The 17,866-nt window shown below is 46.7% G+C and carries 9 protein-coding genes; 5 read left to right on the forward strand and 4 right to left on the reverse strand.

All coding sequences use genetic code 11. The annotated features are described in order from the left end of the window. Positions 1 to 203: 203 nt before the first annotated feature. Positions 204 to 2,450 carry a PAS domain S-box protein gene (locus NC996_RS03110; protein WP_190681626.1) on the reverse strand — a complete coding sequence of 749 codons (2,247 nt, stop codon included), beginning with the start codon at positions 2,448 to 2,450 and terminating at the stop codon, positions 204 to 206. A gap of 43 nt (positions 2,451 to 2,493) precedes the next feature. On the opposite strand from NC996_RS03110, the gene NC996_RS03115 reads away from it, so the two are divergent. Further along, positions 2,494 to 2,643, forward strand: coding sequence for a hypothetical protein (locus tag NC996_RS03115; RefSeq protein ID WP_190413262.1), 150 nt, complete (start codon positions 2,494 to 2,496; stop codon positions 2,641 to 2,643). 566 nt (positions 2,644 to 3,209) lie between these two features. Here the strand turns inward: NC996_RS03115 and NC996_RS03120 are convergent. From NC996_RS03120 to NC996_RS03130, 3 genes are all read right to left on the reverse strand, one after another. Then, the gene (locus NC996_RS03120) at positions 3,210 to 4,178 is read right to left on the reverse strand and encodes an Hpt domain-containing protein (protein ID WP_190681801.1); all 969 of its coding nucleotides are present in this window, start codon (positions 4,176 to 4,178) and stop codon (positions 3,210 to 3,212) included. 607 nt (positions 4,179 to 4,785) lie between these two features. After that, entirely contained in the window at positions 4,786 to 10,908 is a 6,123-nt protein-coding gene (locus NC996_RS03125) for a CHAT domain-containing protein (protein ID WP_190681629.1), read from the reverse strand. A gap of 242 nt (positions 10,909 to 11,150) precedes the next feature. After that, positions 11,151 to 12,296 carry a cob(I)yrinic acid a,c-diamide adenosyltransferase gene (locus tag NC996_RS03130; RefSeq protein ID WP_190413257.1) on the reverse strand — a complete coding sequence of 382 codons (1,146 nt, stop codon included), beginning with the start codon at positions 12,294 to 12,296 and terminating at the stop codon, positions 11,151 to 11,153. A 368-nt stretch (positions 12,297 to 12,664) separates the two neighbouring features. Here NC996_RS03130 and fraC point away from each other — a divergent pair, with 368 nt between their 5' ends. From fraC to NC996_RS03150, 4 genes are all read left to right on the forward strand, one after another. Further along, positions 12,665 to 13,201, forward strand: coding sequence for a filament integrity protein FraC (gene fraC / locus NC996_RS03135; protein WP_190430429.1), 537 nt, complete (start codon positions 12,665 to 12,667; stop codon positions 13,199 to 13,201). 104 nt (positions 13,202 to 13,305) lie between these two features. After that, positions 13,306 to 14,304, forward strand: coding sequence for a DUF5357 family protein (locus NC996_RS03140; protein WP_190681632.1), 999 nt, complete (start codon positions 13,306 to 13,308; stop codon positions 14,302 to 14,304). 169 nt (positions 14,305 to 14,473) lie between these two features. Then, positions 14,474 to 15,301: an ABC transporter permease gene (locus NC996_RS03145; protein WP_190681635.1), complete on the forward strand. Its 828-nt coding sequence runs from the start codon at positions 14,474 to 14,476 to the stop codon at positions 15,299 to 15,301. Positions 15,302 to 15,411: 110 nt separating this feature from the next. Next, positions 15,412 to 17,688: a GAF domain-containing protein gene (locus tag NC996_RS03150; RefSeq protein ID WP_190681643.1), complete on the forward strand. Its 2,277-nt coding sequence runs from the start codon at positions 15,412 to 15,414 to the stop codon at positions 17,686 to 17,688. Positions 17,689 to 17,866 lie beyond the last annotated feature (178 nt).

The following is a 17,866-nucleotide window of genomic DNA, read 5'->3' on the forward strand; positions in this document are numbered from 1 at the left end:
GTCTCTACATTTCCTTCTTTTTATCCCCAAAACTAGAGGTTTAGTTAATTAGCCTATAATAAGCCCGGAGGTTGGGTTGAGGCACGAAAACTAACATCTAGTAAGTTTAGGGAGTAATTGGGTGAATCATAGTGAAACCCAACCAACAAATTGCTTTTTCTGTTTAAGCTTTTTATGCTTGAGTAAGTGCCATTCGCTAATTTTTACACTCCTTCCGGCTGGGGAAGATTTACGGGCAGCTCGATACAGAATTCCGTTCCTTCTCCCGGTGCCGACTGACACTTCAAGACGCCGCCGTGTTTTTCTACAACAACCTGGTAGCTGATTGACAACCCCAAGCCAGTACCTTGACCGACTGGTTTAGTAGTAAAGAAAGGGTCAAATATATGTTGCTGCACTTCCGATGGTATGCCAGGGCCATTATCAGTAATCTGAATGACCACCTTATTGTCATTTGCCAGTTCGGTGCGAATCCGGATAGTAGGAATGTCAGTTGTTTTTCTACTGGCAACTGACCACTCACCATTAATGATTGACTCTTCTAGGGCATCAATCGCATTACTCAGAATATTCATAAATACCTGATTGATTTGCCCAGCATAGCAATCGACACGAGGCAGGTTGTCATACTCTTTAACTATCTGGATCTCGGTGCGTCCTGCTTTCGGCTTCAAGCGATGTTGTAACAAAAGTAAAGTGTTATCAATTCCATTGTGAAGATCGAAAGGCTCTCTTGCCGCTTTATCTAGACGAGAGAAGTTCCTCAAGCTCAGCACAATTTGTCGAATACGTTCAGCTCCCACTTGCATTGAATTCATCAGTTTTGGAAGGTCTTCACTGAGGAAATCTATGTCCAGTGCTTCTGCTGCTTCTTGAATGGCGGGTGTCGGTTGTGGATATTCCTGCTGGTAGAGGTGAACGAGATGCAGCAGGTCTTGAGTATACTCCGTCGCGTAGGGAAGATTACCGTAGATAAAAGAAACCGGGTTGTTAATTTCGTGAGCAACACCGGCGACTAACTGCCCCAAACTGGACATTTTTTCTGTTTGTACCAGTTGACTTTGAGTTTGTTGCAGTTCGTATAAGGCTTGTTCTAACTGAGCTGCTTTGTCTCTCAGTTGCGCTTCCGATTGAATTAAAGCTGTCTCAGCCAGTTTGCGATCGGTAATGTCACGAGAGTTCACAACAATGCGAACCCCTGGTGCATCCATGACCAGATTGCTGTGGGTTGCTTCGATATAACGCCACGAGCCATCTTTGTGCTGAAATCGGAACTCAATGGATAAAGCAGTTGTTGAATTTTCGAGGACGCCTTGAAAATCGTTTTTGACTAATGAAACATCCTCTGGGTGAACAAGGTCAAAGGTATTTTTGCCAATTAATTCTTTTTGCTTGTATCCTAAAATGCCCTCAATGGCAGGACTTGCGTATTTGATGGTGCCATCGGCTTCCAAGATTGTGATCAAATTGGAGCTGTTTTGCAGTAGCGATCGCCATTTCCCTTCGTTTTGCGCCCACACCACTGCTTCCCTCTTGCGTTCCTCTTCTACACCGATCGCCGCAGCCATAATCCCCATCAGCTTCTTGTCAGATTCTGTGGGAACAAACTGGTTCTGATAGACCACGCAAAGCGAGCCGATATATTCACCCGCGCATCTAACTGCTTGACCAACGTAGGTTTGCAGTTGGTAAGGAATGACCCAAGGATCTCTGTGTGCGTAGGGGGTGTTGGGTAAATCCTGAACGACATAGGGCTGGTTGCTTCCCTGCTGAATCACGTCATAACAGAGATGTCCGTCCGGATCGCCTACATTTGGGAACTCCGACGGCGTTTGCCATTGACCCCAAGACCACAGTAAGCCTTGATGCAGTCGATTGTAGACTGCCCAAGCACCGCCTAGTAATTCCCCTGCGGATGCCGTGATGCGGTTAATATTCTCATCTGGGTCGGAACCAAGACCCGAAAAACATTCATTGATTTTTGAAAATTGTTCGCTTGCCTTTTGGTTGGTGATTTCACTCAGCGTGCAGACGACTTGCTCGACGCAACCGTCTGGATCTAACTGCGGTTCGGTGTTAACAGATATCCAAATGCGATCGCGCTTTGTCGGTCTATAAACCCCTAGCACCAGGTTTCGCAGCGATTGTCGGGTCGAAAGCAGCAACAATGCTTGCTTTGCCCGGACTGGTGCCGTGTGGAGTTTCATCTGAAATGGCGTTCCATTCTCTTGGATAACGTGCCAAGCGGGATCGAGCGGCGTTTGATCCAGCATCTGGTCTGCCGTTAAATCCAGCAAGTCCAGTGTCGCCTGATTAGTAAAGCGTATTTCCCCCTGCGCTCCCATCACCAAGACGCCAACTGCTAGTTCGCTCAGAAGTGCCTGAGGGAGGGTATCCATCCTGGGCGCTGATTGGGCAGCGCCTTGCTGATTCGCTTGTAAACTTCGCATAGCTTTCAATCAAGGCACTGGCTGAGTACCTGGAGTTTTTATTATGGCAATCTTTGTTAACTCGTTCAGCCGTTGGACTGGATACACCCTTTTGTCTCTACTCTGGTATAGCCTTTCTAGCTGTGGAGCTGCATACACCCTGAGTCGTAACTTTCAGACTATTTTATTTAAGTCTTTGAAGCCACCAGATTAACAAGTTTGTCTACAAATAGATAGATGCTTATTTTTTCTAAAAGTTACACTCTAATCACTGTAGCTAAGGGTTTTGAGTCTCTATTGGTATCAGTTTTAACAAGTAATGAGAATTTCTGGCCTAAAAGGAGTTGTTTTCCTAAAACTAGGTTAAAAAATTGAATAGGATATTTAGATTTCTGTATATATTTTTAAATATTTAAATAATACTTGTCTTTTCTTAATGTCCAAAAAGCTAAATTGTTGCTAGTTGTTCTCTGGAATTAACCACAAGGACTATTCCTAAGGATTAATCGGTTATTCGCCAGTCAGTATTCGTTATTTTTTACACGCAAACATACTGAAAGTTTTGACCTAATCAAAAATTAAAGTAAAAGGAAAAAGCAGTTTTTATACCTATTTTTTGAATTGCAAAAGACAGCTTAATGATAAATGTTCGTCTAATTGCAAAAAAAACGATGGGGCAGTGCTTTGGGTACTGCCCCATCGATTGATTCTGTAGCTGGTTGAGCAAAGGAAAAGTAGCCGCGTGCTTTGTGCAACAGCCGCGTTTTGTGGTAGAGAGAATCAGCGAGAAGCTTGGTGGAGTAACTTTGCTAGCAGCAGCAGTTGCTCTTTATTAAACACTTGAGCCAAAACCTTTGCCGCCGCCCTAGGTTCTACAGGCACGGCGATTTGTTTGATGGATGTCGGAGTGGGTTTTGACTCCGTTGGGCTGGGTGCCCCTTCCCCAACTGCCACCTTTGCCGGCGGAATTGGGGCGGTAGTTGCTTCAGGGGAAGCTGCCAACAGCCGCAAACTGGCACTCGGCGCGATCGCGTCAGTTTTTCCGTGTGGCAACAGATCGCTAGCCTGCTTGAGTTCCTTAATTACAATAGGTGCCAAGGTGGCATAAGTATTTTTGGGATTAGCGATCGCTCGATTTGCAGTTCTTACCAGCACTTGCCAGGTTTTTATTTCAGCACTCATCTGCACGAGACGACTGCACAAAGCGCAAAGTTGTTGACGATTTGCGGGTGTTTCTGCTTGTTTAAACAGCGGCAACATTTGTTTTAGCACCCCAGTCACCTGAGCAGAAATATCTGGAGTTGACGTTTTGCTCGCTTCTGGAGCGCTTCCTGCCGCCCCAAGCAGGTGGTTAAGGTGTGCCTGTAACTTAACAAAATTAGGTTCTGCTGCTTGTACGATTTTCTCGCCTTCCTCTTCTCGGAGACCAAATGGCCCCTGAAGCTGGTCAACTAAGTGCTTAAGGGTGTCATACCCTTCTAAAAACATGGACTCCAGATCGTTATCGATATTGACTGGATGTTCCTTGAGGAGCTTGAAACAATCCTCAAACCGATGGGAAACTTTTTGAATACTGTTGAAGCCCAGCATCGCTGCCCCTCCCTTGACAGAATGGGCGGCGCGAAACATTTCATTAATCCTTTCTTGATCTGCCATTACGCCTCGCAAATCCAGTAGCCCTTTTTCCAGGGTTTCGAGGTGTTCTTTTGCCTCCTCGATGAAAAAGCCCAAAATCTTTCCCGACTCCACGGCAGCATTCCTCAAAACAACAATTTTGTGTAGTCACCTGGTTATGGGGGAGTCGTTCCTGGCAGTGGATTTTTCCACTAGGCACTGTTTACCCCTGTTCCTGTCGGCACGCCTCAGGTTGAAGCGCAGCTAAGTTTGATATACGTTGGAGACTGTTCCTAAAATAGCCGAAACCACCAATTTAAAGCTTGGTAGCAATACTTAAATTAGCAAGTGCTAATTTTGCCATTGCGTGAAAGTATTTTATAACTAAGCTTCAAAAAGCTGAAAGGCGAACCAGCGGCTTCTAAAACAAACAACACTTCACAGTTACCTGTTGACGGGCGAAGTCACCGGGTTCGATTGTCGCGTTCCTTGTCTTTGCCAGAGAATACCAGTGCATGGAGGGCGAACCCGTAACCTCTGGCGAAGCCGATAGCGGCGCGGATTCGCTTAGTCGTGCGCTCTCTGGGCTATAGGACGCATAGAAATGTAGAAAAAAATAGAGTTTCCAAATCAGTTACGAATGCGAAGGGCTGAATGCAAGTACGATTTTCTCTGCCTCAGCCCTCAGCCCTCAGTCCTCAGTCCTCAGCCCTCAGTCCTCAGTCCTTACCCCTTACTCCTCTTACCAAGGATTGCCAATCATCGTGAAAGCTGCCCAGTAGTAAGGATGCGTTAGCTGCGTGTCGCCCCGGTTGGCGAGTTCGGGTGGCAGCTTGATGTTTCCTGTGGGGAGGCGCAGTTCGCCCGCCTCCAAGCGTACCTGCCCCTTGAGCATTGCTATCTGCGCTTGCCGTAAAGCTTCTGACTTGATCGGGGCTTTCTTCAATTGGGCATAGAAATCCGCCATCAATCCTTGAGTTCCCTCGTCGCTGACATACCATAAACTGGCTACAACTGATTTCACCCCTGCCAGCACTGCTATGCCCCCAAAGCCTAACTCTGCTTGTTCATCTCCCAGTGCGGTGCGACAGGCACTCAGTACCAACAATTCCACTGGCGGGTCATTCCAGCCCAATTGGCGCAGCTGGTTGAGTCGTAGCTTGGTATCCCATAACTGAATGTAGGAGTTTTCGATTTTCCCAGGTTTAAATTCGCCATGCGTCGCCAGGTGGATAATTCCATAAGGCTGTTGCTGACGCTGTGCCTTGAGATTTCCTAGCGTAAATTTCTCGTTGAGGAAAGATTTCCCCGACCACAGCGTCGGAGTGATGATAGATAATTCAATCGGCACGGCTGGTAAGGAATTCAGTTCGGTAAACTTTGACGCGCCCATTGCCAAAACTTGAGTGTTTTTGATATTCACGTAGCGGGTATCGGTGAGGCTGAGACTGGGCATCATGCCGATGCTGTAGTTTTCCACCAGGAACTGTTGACCATTGTGGAGGGCAGCCATTGGCAGCGATCGCAAACCTGTATCCATCAGAAATACTAGGTTTTGGATACCTCTAGCTTGTAAATCGGCTTCTAAAGGTGCCACCATCCACTGATAAAGTTCCTGAGATGGTGCCAGGTAGCCATTGAGTTTTTTAAGGTTAGTAACTTCGCTGCGGAATTGTTTAGCGACTGTGAGAATTTCCTCGCGCGTTGTCCCCTGCACCCGTTTGCGAATTGGTTGACCCTTGGCAGTGATGACAACTAATTCGAGTTGGTCGTTGTCTTGGGCGGGGGGACTGGTAGCGGGAGTAGCGGCGGGTTGCGGGGATGCTTGACTGAGGGCAAAGCCTTGGGGATTAAACTGCCAAAGGATGTCTGATTCTGGCGATGTTGCAGGTAATAGAGTCTTATCGGTAGCTGAAGGAGGTGCCGCCGTGGCAGGAACAAAAGTGATGTAGATAAGTGCCGGTTTTACCCCAGTCGATTTTTCAATGTTTTGAAGAATATCGCGGGCTTCGGTGAGGGTTCTAATCGGAGTATCCGCACTTCCACTAAAATATTGCTCAAACTGGCGCGTGAACGGTTCCTCTAGGTCAGCGAACAAGGTGTCAACTTCCGCGAGAGTCAAACTGGTAGACACCGACAATTGTGGCGTTAGCGTTTCCTGTGGAGGCGTTATTTCTTGTGGTGGTAAAGGACTCGGTGAGGACGGTGTATCAGGTTGATCGGCTTGATCGGCAGTAACGAGCTGAATCTTGCCCTGAGTATAGCTGCCGGGGAAAGATCCTGAAGCAATTGTATTGCCTGACCCAGTTGTTAATACTCCTGCTGTACCGTTGTTGGTAGCCTTACCAACGACGAAGGGAACGTCTTTGGAACCGCCTCCGTGGCGCAGGATGATGGAACCTTCACCAGCACCCCCAGCGGCGGAAATACTTGCTTTTTGCCCATTTTGGTCAGTGAAGGTACCCGTAGCTCGAAACAAACTTTCGGTTGTAATGTCAACGATGCCCCCTTTGCCTCCCGTTCCGCCTTGGGCATTAATGAAGCTAACTTGAATGTCGTTTTCGGGGTCAAGGGTGACATTACCAGCATCTCCGAAGCTAGCGCTGGAATTAATTCCCAGCGTTGTAATGCTGTCAATGGCAGATACGAAGATATTCCCGCCTTTAGTCGTCCCTGAGGCGGTTAGATTTCCGGTGTTTATCGCGGCTGTTTGGCTGATGAGGGTAATATTTCCGCCAACCCCATTATCAGAATGAGAGTCGATGTTAGCAGTGGCAAGGTTGTTTTTAGCAGTAAGAGCGATCGCTCCCCCATTTCCCGTCGTCTTGCTAGTATTGAGCGAACCTGTACTGATACTATTGTTCGCTGTTATTTTGATCCCGGTAGCCGTAATATTTTTTGCGATGACATTGTTGCCACTATTCACAGTCAGATTATCTAGAAAATAACCATTTCCTCCCACTGCATCCTGGAAAGTGACATCACTGTTGACACTGATGGTTAGGTCGGTAGCATTGCCGCTATCAGCGAGGATACCGCCAAAGGTAATCGAGTCAGCGCTACTGCTGAGTTCTATCGGGTTTTGACCGACGAGGTAAACATCGCCGCCATAGTTTTGAATTCCGCTGGTGGTGACATTCCCGTCGATGACGCTACTCCCCTGTATCGTCACGCTAGCTGCATTGACACTGCCATCCAAGCTAGTGAAGCCACTGGTGTTAGCAGTTAAGGCTCCGATGGAGGTGCTGTTGCCTACTGCATCAGCGATTTTAAGGCTGCCGGTACCGGCAGTTAAAGTGAGGTTTTGCCCCCCTGCGCCCGTTCCATTCGTCTTGCCACCGAGAGCAATATCACCGCCCCCTTGAGCGCCGGTACTGAGGGTGATGTCTTTACCCAGAAGCGTATCGCTGTTGATAGTAATGTTTTGATCGGCGGTAGTGATATCTGTGTTGAGGGTAGTTAATCCAGCATCAAGGGTGATAGAGGCGTCCCCCGTGCCTGTAATGGCTCCATTAACCGCCACTGAGCCAGAGGGTGCTTGAACGGTGAGAGGATCTTTGAAGGTGACACCTGCACTGTCGATCGTAATGGCACCACTGCCGTCAAGGCGTCCAATCGTAATAGAGCTGAAGCCATCTTGCAATTGTCCCAACTTTGCGGCGGTCAGATTCAAACTATCGGTTACAGGAGTCGCATTCCCAACCTGAATATTTTTCGATGCCGTTGCGGGTGCCAGTCCAATCTGGTATCCCGCACCGCTGACTGCCCCATTAAAGTTAATCTCGTCTGCGGTTAGAGTTGCATTGTTACTCAGCGTCACGGGGGTATTGAAACTGATGGTGCTGCCGCTGATTGTGGTGACGTTGCCGTTCAGGGTGAGATTGGAGGCACTATTGACGCTCAAATTTCCAATAGGTGTAATGTTGCCGACAGCGTTCCCGAATGTAATGTTACCCGTGTCTGCATTCAGCGTCAGATTTTGACCGCCTGCACCCGTGCCATTGACCGTTCCGGTGATTTCGATGTCACCGTCCCCATAACCAGAACCATAACCATAACCAGTACCACCGATTGTGGTGAATGTGGCGTTGTTACTGAGCAAGACATCGCCAGTGAGGGTGATAGCAGATCCGGAACCATAAGCACCGCCAGAGGAATTGAGATCGCCTCCAATTGCGATTTTGCCACCTGCACTCGTTATCAGGTCAATATTTCCACCATTAAAAAAAGTAGAACTGGCGTTGAGGAAGCCTGTAGTAATGTTGCCAGTAGCATCAATGTTGATATTCCCGCCTTGGGTGGTAATGGTAGTCGCGCTACTGTTGAAAGTGTTGCTCAGGCTACTGAAGTCACCGCCGTCAGTATCAATCAGACCATTAATTGTTACATTGTTTGCTCTAGTTCCCGCACCCCCTTGACCTCGAAGCACGACATTTAGGGCGTAGCCATTACCGCCCATAGAGCCATTGAGGATAATGTCATTGGCTGCCTCAAGAGTAAGAGTGACAGGACCACCAAAAAAATACCCACCGCCAATCGCTGCATCAGCATTCTGCGTAATATTGCCTACCTGGGTGCCATAAGGATTATTCGTGGAGATGATTACGCTACTGCCAAAGTTGAGGGCGTTATTGATTGCGCCATTACTAATCGTAGAATTGTCGGCATTCGCAGTGAAATTTGGCGAAAAACTGTCTAGGCTACCATAGCCATAACCGCCGCCATTGATGATAGTGATATTCGAGGGGTCAAGCAGCCAAGTACCAGGAAGACCCTTGGGGGCACTTGCATCCGCTGCTTTGGTGACATCCAGGTAAACTTTCCCGGAAGTTTCGATAAATCCGCCGTTACCACCTTGTGCGCCGCCACGGGCACTAATGGTGCCATAGGTACGAGTTGCTTGATCTGACCAGACAATGACTTTACCGCCATTGCCATTAGTAATGGCATCGGCATTGAGTGTCACATCTGCGCCGACAAAGGTGAAAGCAGCATTGGGTACGCTACCTTTCCCCAGATAATCTCCGCCAATCAATACTTGGCCGCCGCCTGCATCTCCGGAGGCATTCACACTGGCGTTCTCGACTAAACCAACTTGATTACCTAGTACAGCTACTGCGCCGCCAATACCAACTTGAGTGTTAGAGGTATCCAGCTTCCCGGAGACAATTGCAGTTCCCGGTTCTGTGGGAATGGTAATACCCGATCCGCTTAGCACCACTTGTCCCGCACTGTTGACGGTCATTTTGGTGGCATTAGCGACACCTCCACCGGAGAGTAATTGCGGCAGTGCGGGAGGATTTGATAACTGGGCATTAAAGCTGGAAGGTAAGACGGATGGCTGAATTTCTAAACTAAGCACGTTTCCCGCTTGCGAAATCTGTACCGTCTTCTTGCCCGGTACGGCGGCTACGGTGATATTACCTGCTGGTGCTTTGAGTTCTCCGGTGTTGACGACAGTTCCGCCGATAAGAGTGAGATTTTTTCCCTCTCCCACCGTTAAATTCCCAGCGTTGATAATGCTACCCGGCTGGGATGTGGTAAAGGCAAAGAGATTGGGCGTGCCTACCAAGTTGGCGTAGTTATTCGGATCGAAGGCATTGAACCAATTGTCACCAATCCCTATTCCGGTGGCGGTGGTGGTGGTGAAGCCTCCTGGTACGTTCAAGATGGCACCCGAACCAAACACAATGCCAGCCGGGTTCATCAAGTATAAGTTGGTGGAGTTGCTGCTGGAAACTTGGATAAGTCCGTTAATAATAGAAGGGTTTCCACTCGTGACGCGACCCAAAATATTGTGGATAGATGGGTTAGAAAGAAAGTTGGCAATTTGATTTTGTTCTAAGCCAAATTCGTTGAAGCTGTGGAAGAGATTTCCTCCATCGGCTGAAAGTTTTCCACCAGTAATATTGAATTGATTGCCAGAGGTGGTGACATTGGTGTTGGTGCCGTCAGGTGCGGTGGTAATTGATTGTGCTTGGGCAAAAGTTGGAGAAAGGCTACAGGTGAGGGCGAGAAGGCAAGAGGCGATGTTTTTAGCAATCGGTAATCGAGAATTAATAATTGAGAATTGGTAATCGAGGATTGATTGCTTTTTGCGAACTAATAGGACTTTAGAGTTGAAAGGGAAATGGCTGAGGATGTGCAGTTTTACAGAGAAGCGATCGCTTAATCCTCTCCTTTGCAGTGCCCGCGCGATCGCTTTGCAAGCGTTTTTCGCCTGTTGCTTGGTATAGGTGTGCGAGTCACTCGCCTGATGGCAACGATAGTAGTAAAGTGGCTTGTTGATATGCCGCACTTCGGCAACTTCTGACAGTTTCAGGCACAGATCGTAGTCTTCAACGTAGTCGAAGGACTCTTCGATTCCCCCCACTTGGTCGAAGAAACTGCGACGCATCAACCGGAAGTGAAAGGTCATAAAATCGAGCAAAAGCCGCTCTTTGGAGTAGGGGATGCGACAGCGCTTCCCGTAGTCGATGACTTTGCCGCTTTGGTCGATGTCGATGTAGTCGGTGTAGACAAAACCTACCTCCGGTTTCGCCTCCAGCACGGTTGCTGTCTCTTGCACTGCTGTGGGGGCAAGCAAATCGTCACTATCTACCAAACCGATGTAGGTGCCGGTGGTTTGCGCGATCGCTGCTTGCAAGGCGCTGACTCGTCCTTGATGTTCTGCTGCAACTACCCGAACTCTGCGATCGCGGGCTTCGTATTCACGGGCAATTTCTACAGTTCTATCTGTAGAACCGTCATCCCACACCAGTAGCTCAAAGTCTTGCCTAGTCTGCGCCAGAATACTTTCAATCGTGGCAGCAAGATAAAGTTCCCGGTTGTATGCCGTGATGACTAGGGAAATGGGTACGAACATGGGAAGACTCCGGAGGTGTTAACTCTCGTTGCCGAAAGTCATGCGAGTGCTAACTAAATTATTTTCTTTTCTAGAATACTCCTATGGATAGTTGCATTGGTGAACTTCTTTATACAATTCCTCCTAGAGATTTGCCTCACATCATGCTCCGGACGGGCGGTTGAAACCGTACAGCGACAGCAAGCACACAAACGAAACCTGCCGGGAGCAGGTTACATTTGTATCGATCGATCGCTGAAACTCTAAAAATCTACGCCACGCTTCAAGTCCACCCCTCTGTCAGCGTAATGCTTATGGCAAATCATCTCTGAATGGACGCTGGCAAGGTCAAAATACGCCGGACGATTTAGACAGCGCCCCGTGATAATCACTTCCGTGTCGCGGGGTTTGCGTAGCAGTGCGTCTACGATTGGTTGTTGATCCAGCAGTTCTAAGTCAACTGTAGGATTGAGTTCGTCCAAGATAATTGTCTTATAAAGCCCAGACGCGATCGCTGCCCTAGCAATCTCCCAACCGCGTTCAGCTTCCACATAGTCTAGTTCTTGCTGTTGTCCGCGCCAGACAATCGCATCTTGTCCGCAGCGCTGATGATCGACTAAGTTTGGGTAACTTTGTTGCAAAGCTGCGATCGCGGCATCCTCAGTATATCCAGTCCCACCTTTGAGCCACTGCATAATCAGCACTCGGTGCGACTGATCCTGACTAATCCCGCGCCCAATCGCCTGCAATGCTTTACCCAATGCGCTAGTAGACTTGCCTTTACCAGCACCCGTGTAGATTTCTATCCCCTGTAAAGGCAGGGAAACCCCGTCCCTACCTTCGGTAATCGGGTGGTGCGGCTTCATCTCAGAGTGCAAATCCGCAATTTCTAGCAGTTGTTGGGGGGCAGCCCGACCTGTAACAATTACTTCCAACTCCTGCGGTTTATGCTTGAGCGTCCGAACCACTTCCTCCACTGGCAACAAACCCAAGTCCAGTAACGGGTTCAGTTCGTCCAGAACTAGGACAGAATAGAGGTCAGATGCGATCGCGCCTTTTGCCACATCCCAACCGCGCTGCGCCTCCTGTCGGTCAAAGCGCGTTATTTCCTCCGCACCAAAAAATTCTGACCGCCCTGTGCGAACTTGGTCAATCAAGTGAGGGAAGCCTTGTTGCAAGGCAGCGATCGCCCCATCTTCATCGTAGGAGCGTCCCGGTCCTTTGAGAAACCGCAACAGCAGCACTCTCGTTGCTAAATCAGTATTAATTCCCAGCCCAATTGAGCGTAACACCACGCCCAGCGCTGCCTGGGACTTTCCCTTCCCCGCCCCATCGTAAACATGAATCTGACCGACGAGACGCTCAGAACGCACTTGAGCCGTGCGAATGCCGATCCCCATTCTACTCATAATTCTCATGAATCTTAGCTGTCACAAACTGTTAACAATAGCAGCTTAGAAGGGTAAAGTGAAAAGAATCAAGAGTAGCCGTTCCACAAAAGCTAAAGTTGAGACTAGAAATAGGTATTAGGGGGTAGGGAGTCAATTGTCCATCATTCAGTTATCAGTTCTTTTTTCTCTTCTACTGAGTTATTTCTCGCGCTAAACTACCCACCCCTCTACTTAATTTATGAGTATTTCAAATATGCTTTCTTTACATAAAAGGTTTCTTGATATTCCCAAATTCGCAGGATAATAGAAGTAAAGAGCAAGCTGCCATCAACAACATCAAAATTTACGTCTAAACTTAATTAAACAGGTGTTAGAGAGACAACCTTATGCTTGCAAATGTTTTCCCGCTTCAAACGATTTTATTTCAATTTTTATTGCTGTTGGTTGGAATTGCGATTGAATCATTCATTTTATACCGACAATTAAATCTTAGTCAAAGAAGAAGCATTGACTATGCCATTTCGATTAATTTATTTTCAACGATTTTGGGTTGGGTAGTTTTCTTTTACGTACATCCTTGGCTTCCCCGATCGCTGAAATCTCAGTTAATCAGTTATATCTTTTTTGATCGATTCTTTCCATTTGCTCAGTCGTCCAATATTGTAACAGAACTAATCTTAAGTGGCTTTGTTGTCTTCTTTGCCACCTTTATCGTTAAACTAAAAGGATTAGAACTTTTACAAATGTTACTGGAAACACCGTCTTATGGGGAAAGACAAAACCAAGAAAAGTTCAACCTACAAGATTTTCGACTTCTTACTTTTAATTCCAACCCTCTTTTAACTAATACTATTTTTCAGGCTAATATCTACAGCTTTGGGGGATTCGTATTGCTTCTATTTATTCGGACTCAATTTAGTTAGATACAAACATTTTTTGAGTTAATCATCTTTTGATAGATGAATTTAAATTTTAGTTGCGACCAATTTATCAAGTTAGGCTTAACTTAATAAAGACTTACAAAGATATGGCATCGATTCTTGATTTTTTTATTTTCAAATACTTAATTAATACTTTTAAAGTATTATGGAAATCCCTAGCTCCTTCCCGTGCTTATTCCTGGAAAACGTTTATTTATCTCAGTTTCTTTTCTTGGGTGATGTCATTTTTTGCAACTGACTTAGTACATGATATTATCACTCATTGCGGTTGGTTATTTTTAATTATTGGAGTGAGCTGGGCTACAACAGAGAATCCAATAAAAATTTGGGGTATTCCGATTGGTCCTTGGATTACGGGTGCCTTAATCTGTATGTTTTTATTTGGCGATTGGACTGGGAGTATCCCACCGATCGCTTTAATAGTTTGGCCTACGCTTTCATCAGTGATTGCTGTGTTTCCAACCTTTTTTGATGAAAGATTTAGATTAAAAGTACCGGCGCTACAATTTCGTCAAAGAAGTGTTATTTTGATTGGCAGCAATATGGTAATTAGCTGCTGGATTCAATTTTATTTTATTAGTCAAGATTGGTTAGAACAATATCCTACCTTGCTGTCGGATCATTTTGGGAAAACCACGATGGTATCCCAATCAGCATCTCAATCAACAAGGACTCTTAGAGGTACGGTTATTTTAGAATTTATGGAACCCTTGATCGTACAAGAATTAGAAAATAAACCTTGGTCGGAAGTGGAGCGATGGCTGCTAGAACCACAACCGCGTATAGAAGCAATTCGGGCAGAAGCCGCAAAAAAAATTCCGCTTGTGGAAGAAGATTTTTGGTGGCGTTATACCTATAATATTGGTTCGATTAACTCAGGATACAATTTACAATTACGCGCAATTTGGCAAGGTCCTCGTTCGCAAACCGAAGCATATTATGTGGAAAAAAACTGTCAAATTACTCAAAGCTATCAACCAATAGTAACTGGAGCAAGGACGACGCCTAGCCAGACAGCAGCACAAAATATTGCGGTTGCACAAGTCAATTGTCAGCCTATCAGCGAACTAAAAAGCTATGAATGATGAAGACTCTCTCTAAAACTTATCAATAGAGCTAGGAAGTGGCTGCTCGTGGAAGATAGTTGAGCGCATAAAGAATTAACTATTAGTAACAAAAGAGTTATTTTGTATTCGTGCCAAGGATAAAATATAAATCGTTGAGAGAAATCATAAATGATGATTTAGAAGGACGATGAGTTTAAGCACAGTAGAATCGAGGAAAAAAAATGTGTTTCGGGGAGCAATCGAGAGTTTAAAGAGAATTTGGGCGATCGCAGTGAATGGGTTTCGGGAAGTCATCCGCGATCGCGTTCTCTATATCATCGGTTTGTTTGCGCTGTTAATGGTGGTGGCGTGGCGACTGTTGCCAGAAGTGGCAGCAACAACAGAAGATAAAATTCTTAAAGATGTTGGATTAGCAGCAATGGATGTACTGGGAACCATTGTTGCTGTATTCGTCGGGACTGGATTGATTAACAAAGAAATCGAAAAGCGCACTGTCTTAGTGTTAATTCCCAAACCGCTCAGTCGCGCCGAATTTATTATTGGCAAACATCTGGGGCTATCAGCCGTTTTAGGCGTCTCGATCGCAGTGATGACGGCAATTTATCTTGGCATCCTCAGTTTAAGTAAGATTTCTTACCCGTTAGGTAGCATTCTGATTTCGGCGCTGTACTTGTTTTTTAAGCTATCTTTACTGACTGCTGTCGCGTTGATGTTTGGCGTCTTTACAAGTTCGCTGTTAGCGACCTTGTTTACATTTGCAGTGTATTTGATGGGACATTCCAGCCGAGATTTAGTAGAGCTGGGAAAATTAAGTCGGAATGTAGACATCGAACGGATCGTAAATGCTTTATATGTGGTACTGCCAGATTTATCTCGGCTAGACCTCAAAAATCAGGCGGTTTATGGTCTTTTGCCTTCTTCCTCGGCGCTCCTAACCGATGCTTTGTATGGTTTGGTGTATACCGTCCTCCTCTTAGCGATCGCTATCATAATTTTTTCGCGACGTGAGTTTTGAGCTGCCTCGCGATACAAACTAGCTAGAAGAAGCGCGAAAGTAAAAGAAGCAAACCCGTCCCTAATCCTTCGTCCGTTACTCCTTGTTTCCAGCTCGTACTTCGCCTCGTGATGCCACAACTGCAACAAGCTCCGTCCCCAGATGCCCTCCGCCTCTTGATCGTGATAGCTTCAAGCGCGGATGTCGGGCTGATTACAAATCCACTGCGGGAAGCGGACATTGATTTTACTTACGAAATTGCCGCTACATCTGCCGCTTGTCGAGAACAATTGCAGCAAAACACCTACGATGCAGTGTTGTCAGTGCAGCGGAGCGGGGATGCTAGCTCAATGACAGATAGGAAGGCTGGGAGGCAGGGAAAACTAGAAAATTCCCCTTCTCACCCCCTCACAGATGCCCCAAGCTCCTTAGAAGCATTGGAGTTAGTCCAACAATCCGGGCAGTTTATTCCTTTGATTGCGATCGCGCCGGAAGCTGAAATCGCCGATGTTGGCTCAGAACAGATGAAACATCTGCCAGAGATTTTGATGCGATCGCTCCACGAATTTGAACAACACCGAATCGAGCGCGATCGCATTGTCAAAATTCAGCAGCAAGCTCAGCGAGAGGCAATTATCAACCGCATTGTGCAAGCAATGCGAGAAACGCTGATTCTGGAGGAAGTGCTGCAAACCACCGTCAATTTGCTGCACGAAGCGCTCAACCTCAGTCGGTGTCTAATTTTTCTGCCCGATCCGAATCAACAAATGCAGGCTTGCCTTGCTAGCGAATCTACCCCTCAAAGGCAGAGCCTGATTGGCGTCTATTGCGGCTTCTACTCCTATTACCATTCCTCCCTTGCTCAAGGTGAGCCGCTGATATTCAACCAAATTGACGACCGCATCCCACTCAAACTGCAAGAATTAGCCAGAGAGTATGAAGTTTGCTCCATGCTGACGATGCCGATGTTGTATCAGCAATCCTTAGTGGGGGGGATTAGCCTGCATCAATGTGTTAGCGAACGGCAATGGACAGAAGATGAAATCGCTTTGGTAAGTGCGATCGCGAATCAATGTGCGATCGCCATCCACCAAGCGCAGCTGTTCGCTCAAGTTCAACAACAAGCAACGCGGGAGCGATTGTTAAATAATATCTGTCAGAGCTTAAATTCCAGCCTCGATCCACAATATATTTTGCAGGAAATTGTGAATCTAACTGGAGAGTTCTTCGGCGTTGATCGAGTCGCTATCTTTGCCTTAGAACCAGAGGAAATTAAGATTCTCAAAGAATGGCGAGTCAGCGAACAAGTGGTTTCCGTCTTGAACCTCAAATTTCCTAGATCGGAAAACCCCGATGTATTAGCTCCTTCCTCTAACTATTCGGTTCATCAAGTTTTTCATGCCCCCAAAATTGCAGACATCGCCTCTTCTCCCAACCGCGAAGAGCAAATTCGGCAGCTACAAATCCTGTCTATGGTAAGAGTGCCAATTTTTATTCGCGGTCAGATTTTTGGTGGCATTTCGTTACAATCCACAACCCGTTACCGAACTTTCACCGAAGACGAAATTCACCTTCTCGAAAGAATTGCTGACCAAGTGGCGATCGCGCTTTACAATGCCCAAAGCTATGAAGCAAGCGAGCAACTTGTCAAAGAACGTACCCAACAATTAGAGCAAGAAAAACAACTCTCAGAAGCCGCGAATCGTGCCAAAAGCGAATTTATCGCTACGATGAGCCACGAACTGCGAACCCCTCTAACTAGCATTTTGGGGCTTTCTCGCCTGCTAGTCGATCAAATTGTCGGATCGCTCAATGACAAACAGCAAGAATATCTTACTTTGATTACATCCGGCGGCGAACATTTATTGGAATTGATTAACGACCTTTTAGATTTATCCCTGATTGATGCCGGTCGAGAAGAATTCAGCCTAGAAATCCTGTTAGTGGAGGAAGTTTGTCAGGCGTCCGTTTCCGCCGTGCGCGAACAGGCGCAAAAGAAAGAATTGCAATTAATTGTAGAGATTTCCCCAGGCATCACCACCTGCGTAGGCGACCATCACCGCTTGAGGCAGATTTTAGTCAATCTGCTCTCTAATGCGGTGAAATTTACACACGTTGGCTCAGTTACGCTAAAAGTGGAAAAAACCGCAGACACTATCTTATTTTCAGTGATTGACACCGGAATTGGCATCGCCAAAGCCAATCATGCCACCCTCTTTGAACCGTTCCTACAGATAGATAGTGGTTTAAATCGTCAATATGAAGGAACGGGTCTCGGCTTAGCTTTATCCCGCAAACTGGCATTCCTTCATGGCGGCAATATCACCGTAGATTCAGAACTGGGACAAGGCAGCTGCTTTACTTTACACTTACCGATCCAGCCACCAGACGAATTGAATAAAGCTTGAAATTCGTTACGATCTGGAGAGTGCTGAGGACTTAGGACTGAGGACTGAGGGAAGGATGAAAAACTTCTCCCCATCTCCTCTGCACCATTTGGAGAGTGCTGAGGACTTAGGACTGAGGACTGAGGGAAGGATGAAAAACTTCTCCCCATCTCCTCTGCACCGGAAGCGCCTGAAGCAC

It is taken from the genome of Trichocoleus sp. ST-U2, from assembly GCF_039961875.1.
Taxonomy (GTDB): domain Bacteria; phylum Cyanobacteriota; class Cyanobacteriia; order Cyanobacteriales; family FACHB-T130; genus FACHB-T130.

Coding starts and splice junctions, on each gene's coding strand:
- NC996_RS03145 (WP_190681635.1), top strand. CDS start 14,474: ATGAGTTTAAGCACAGTAGAATCGAGGAAAAAAAATGTGTTTCGGGGA.
- NC996_RS03110 (WP_190681626.1), bottom strand. CDS start 2,450: ATGCGAAGTTTACAAGCGAATCAGCAAGGCGCTGCCCAATCAGCGCCC.
- NC996_RS03130 (WP_190413257.1), bottom strand. CDS start 12,296: ATGAGTAGAATGGGGATCGGCATTCGCACGGCTCAAGTGCGTTCTGAG.
- NC996_RS03125 (WP_190681629.1), bottom strand. CDS start 10,908: ATGTTCGTACCCATTTCCCTAGTCATCACGGCATACAACCGGGAACTT.
- NC996_RS03150 (WP_190681643.1), top strand. CDS start 15,412: ATGCCACAACTGCAACAAGCTCCGTCCCCAGATGCCCTCCGCCTCTTG.
- NC996_RS03115 (WP_190413262.1), top strand. CDS start 2,494: ATGGCAATCTTTGTTAACTCGTTCAGCCGTTGGACTGGATACACCCTT.
- NC996_RS03140 (WP_190681632.1), top strand. CDS start 13,306: ATGGCATCGATTCTTGATTTTTTTATTTTCAAATACTTAATTAATACT.
- fraC (WP_190430429.1), top strand. CDS start 12,665: ATGCTTGCAAATGTTTTCCCGCTTCAAACGATTTTATTTCAATTTTTA.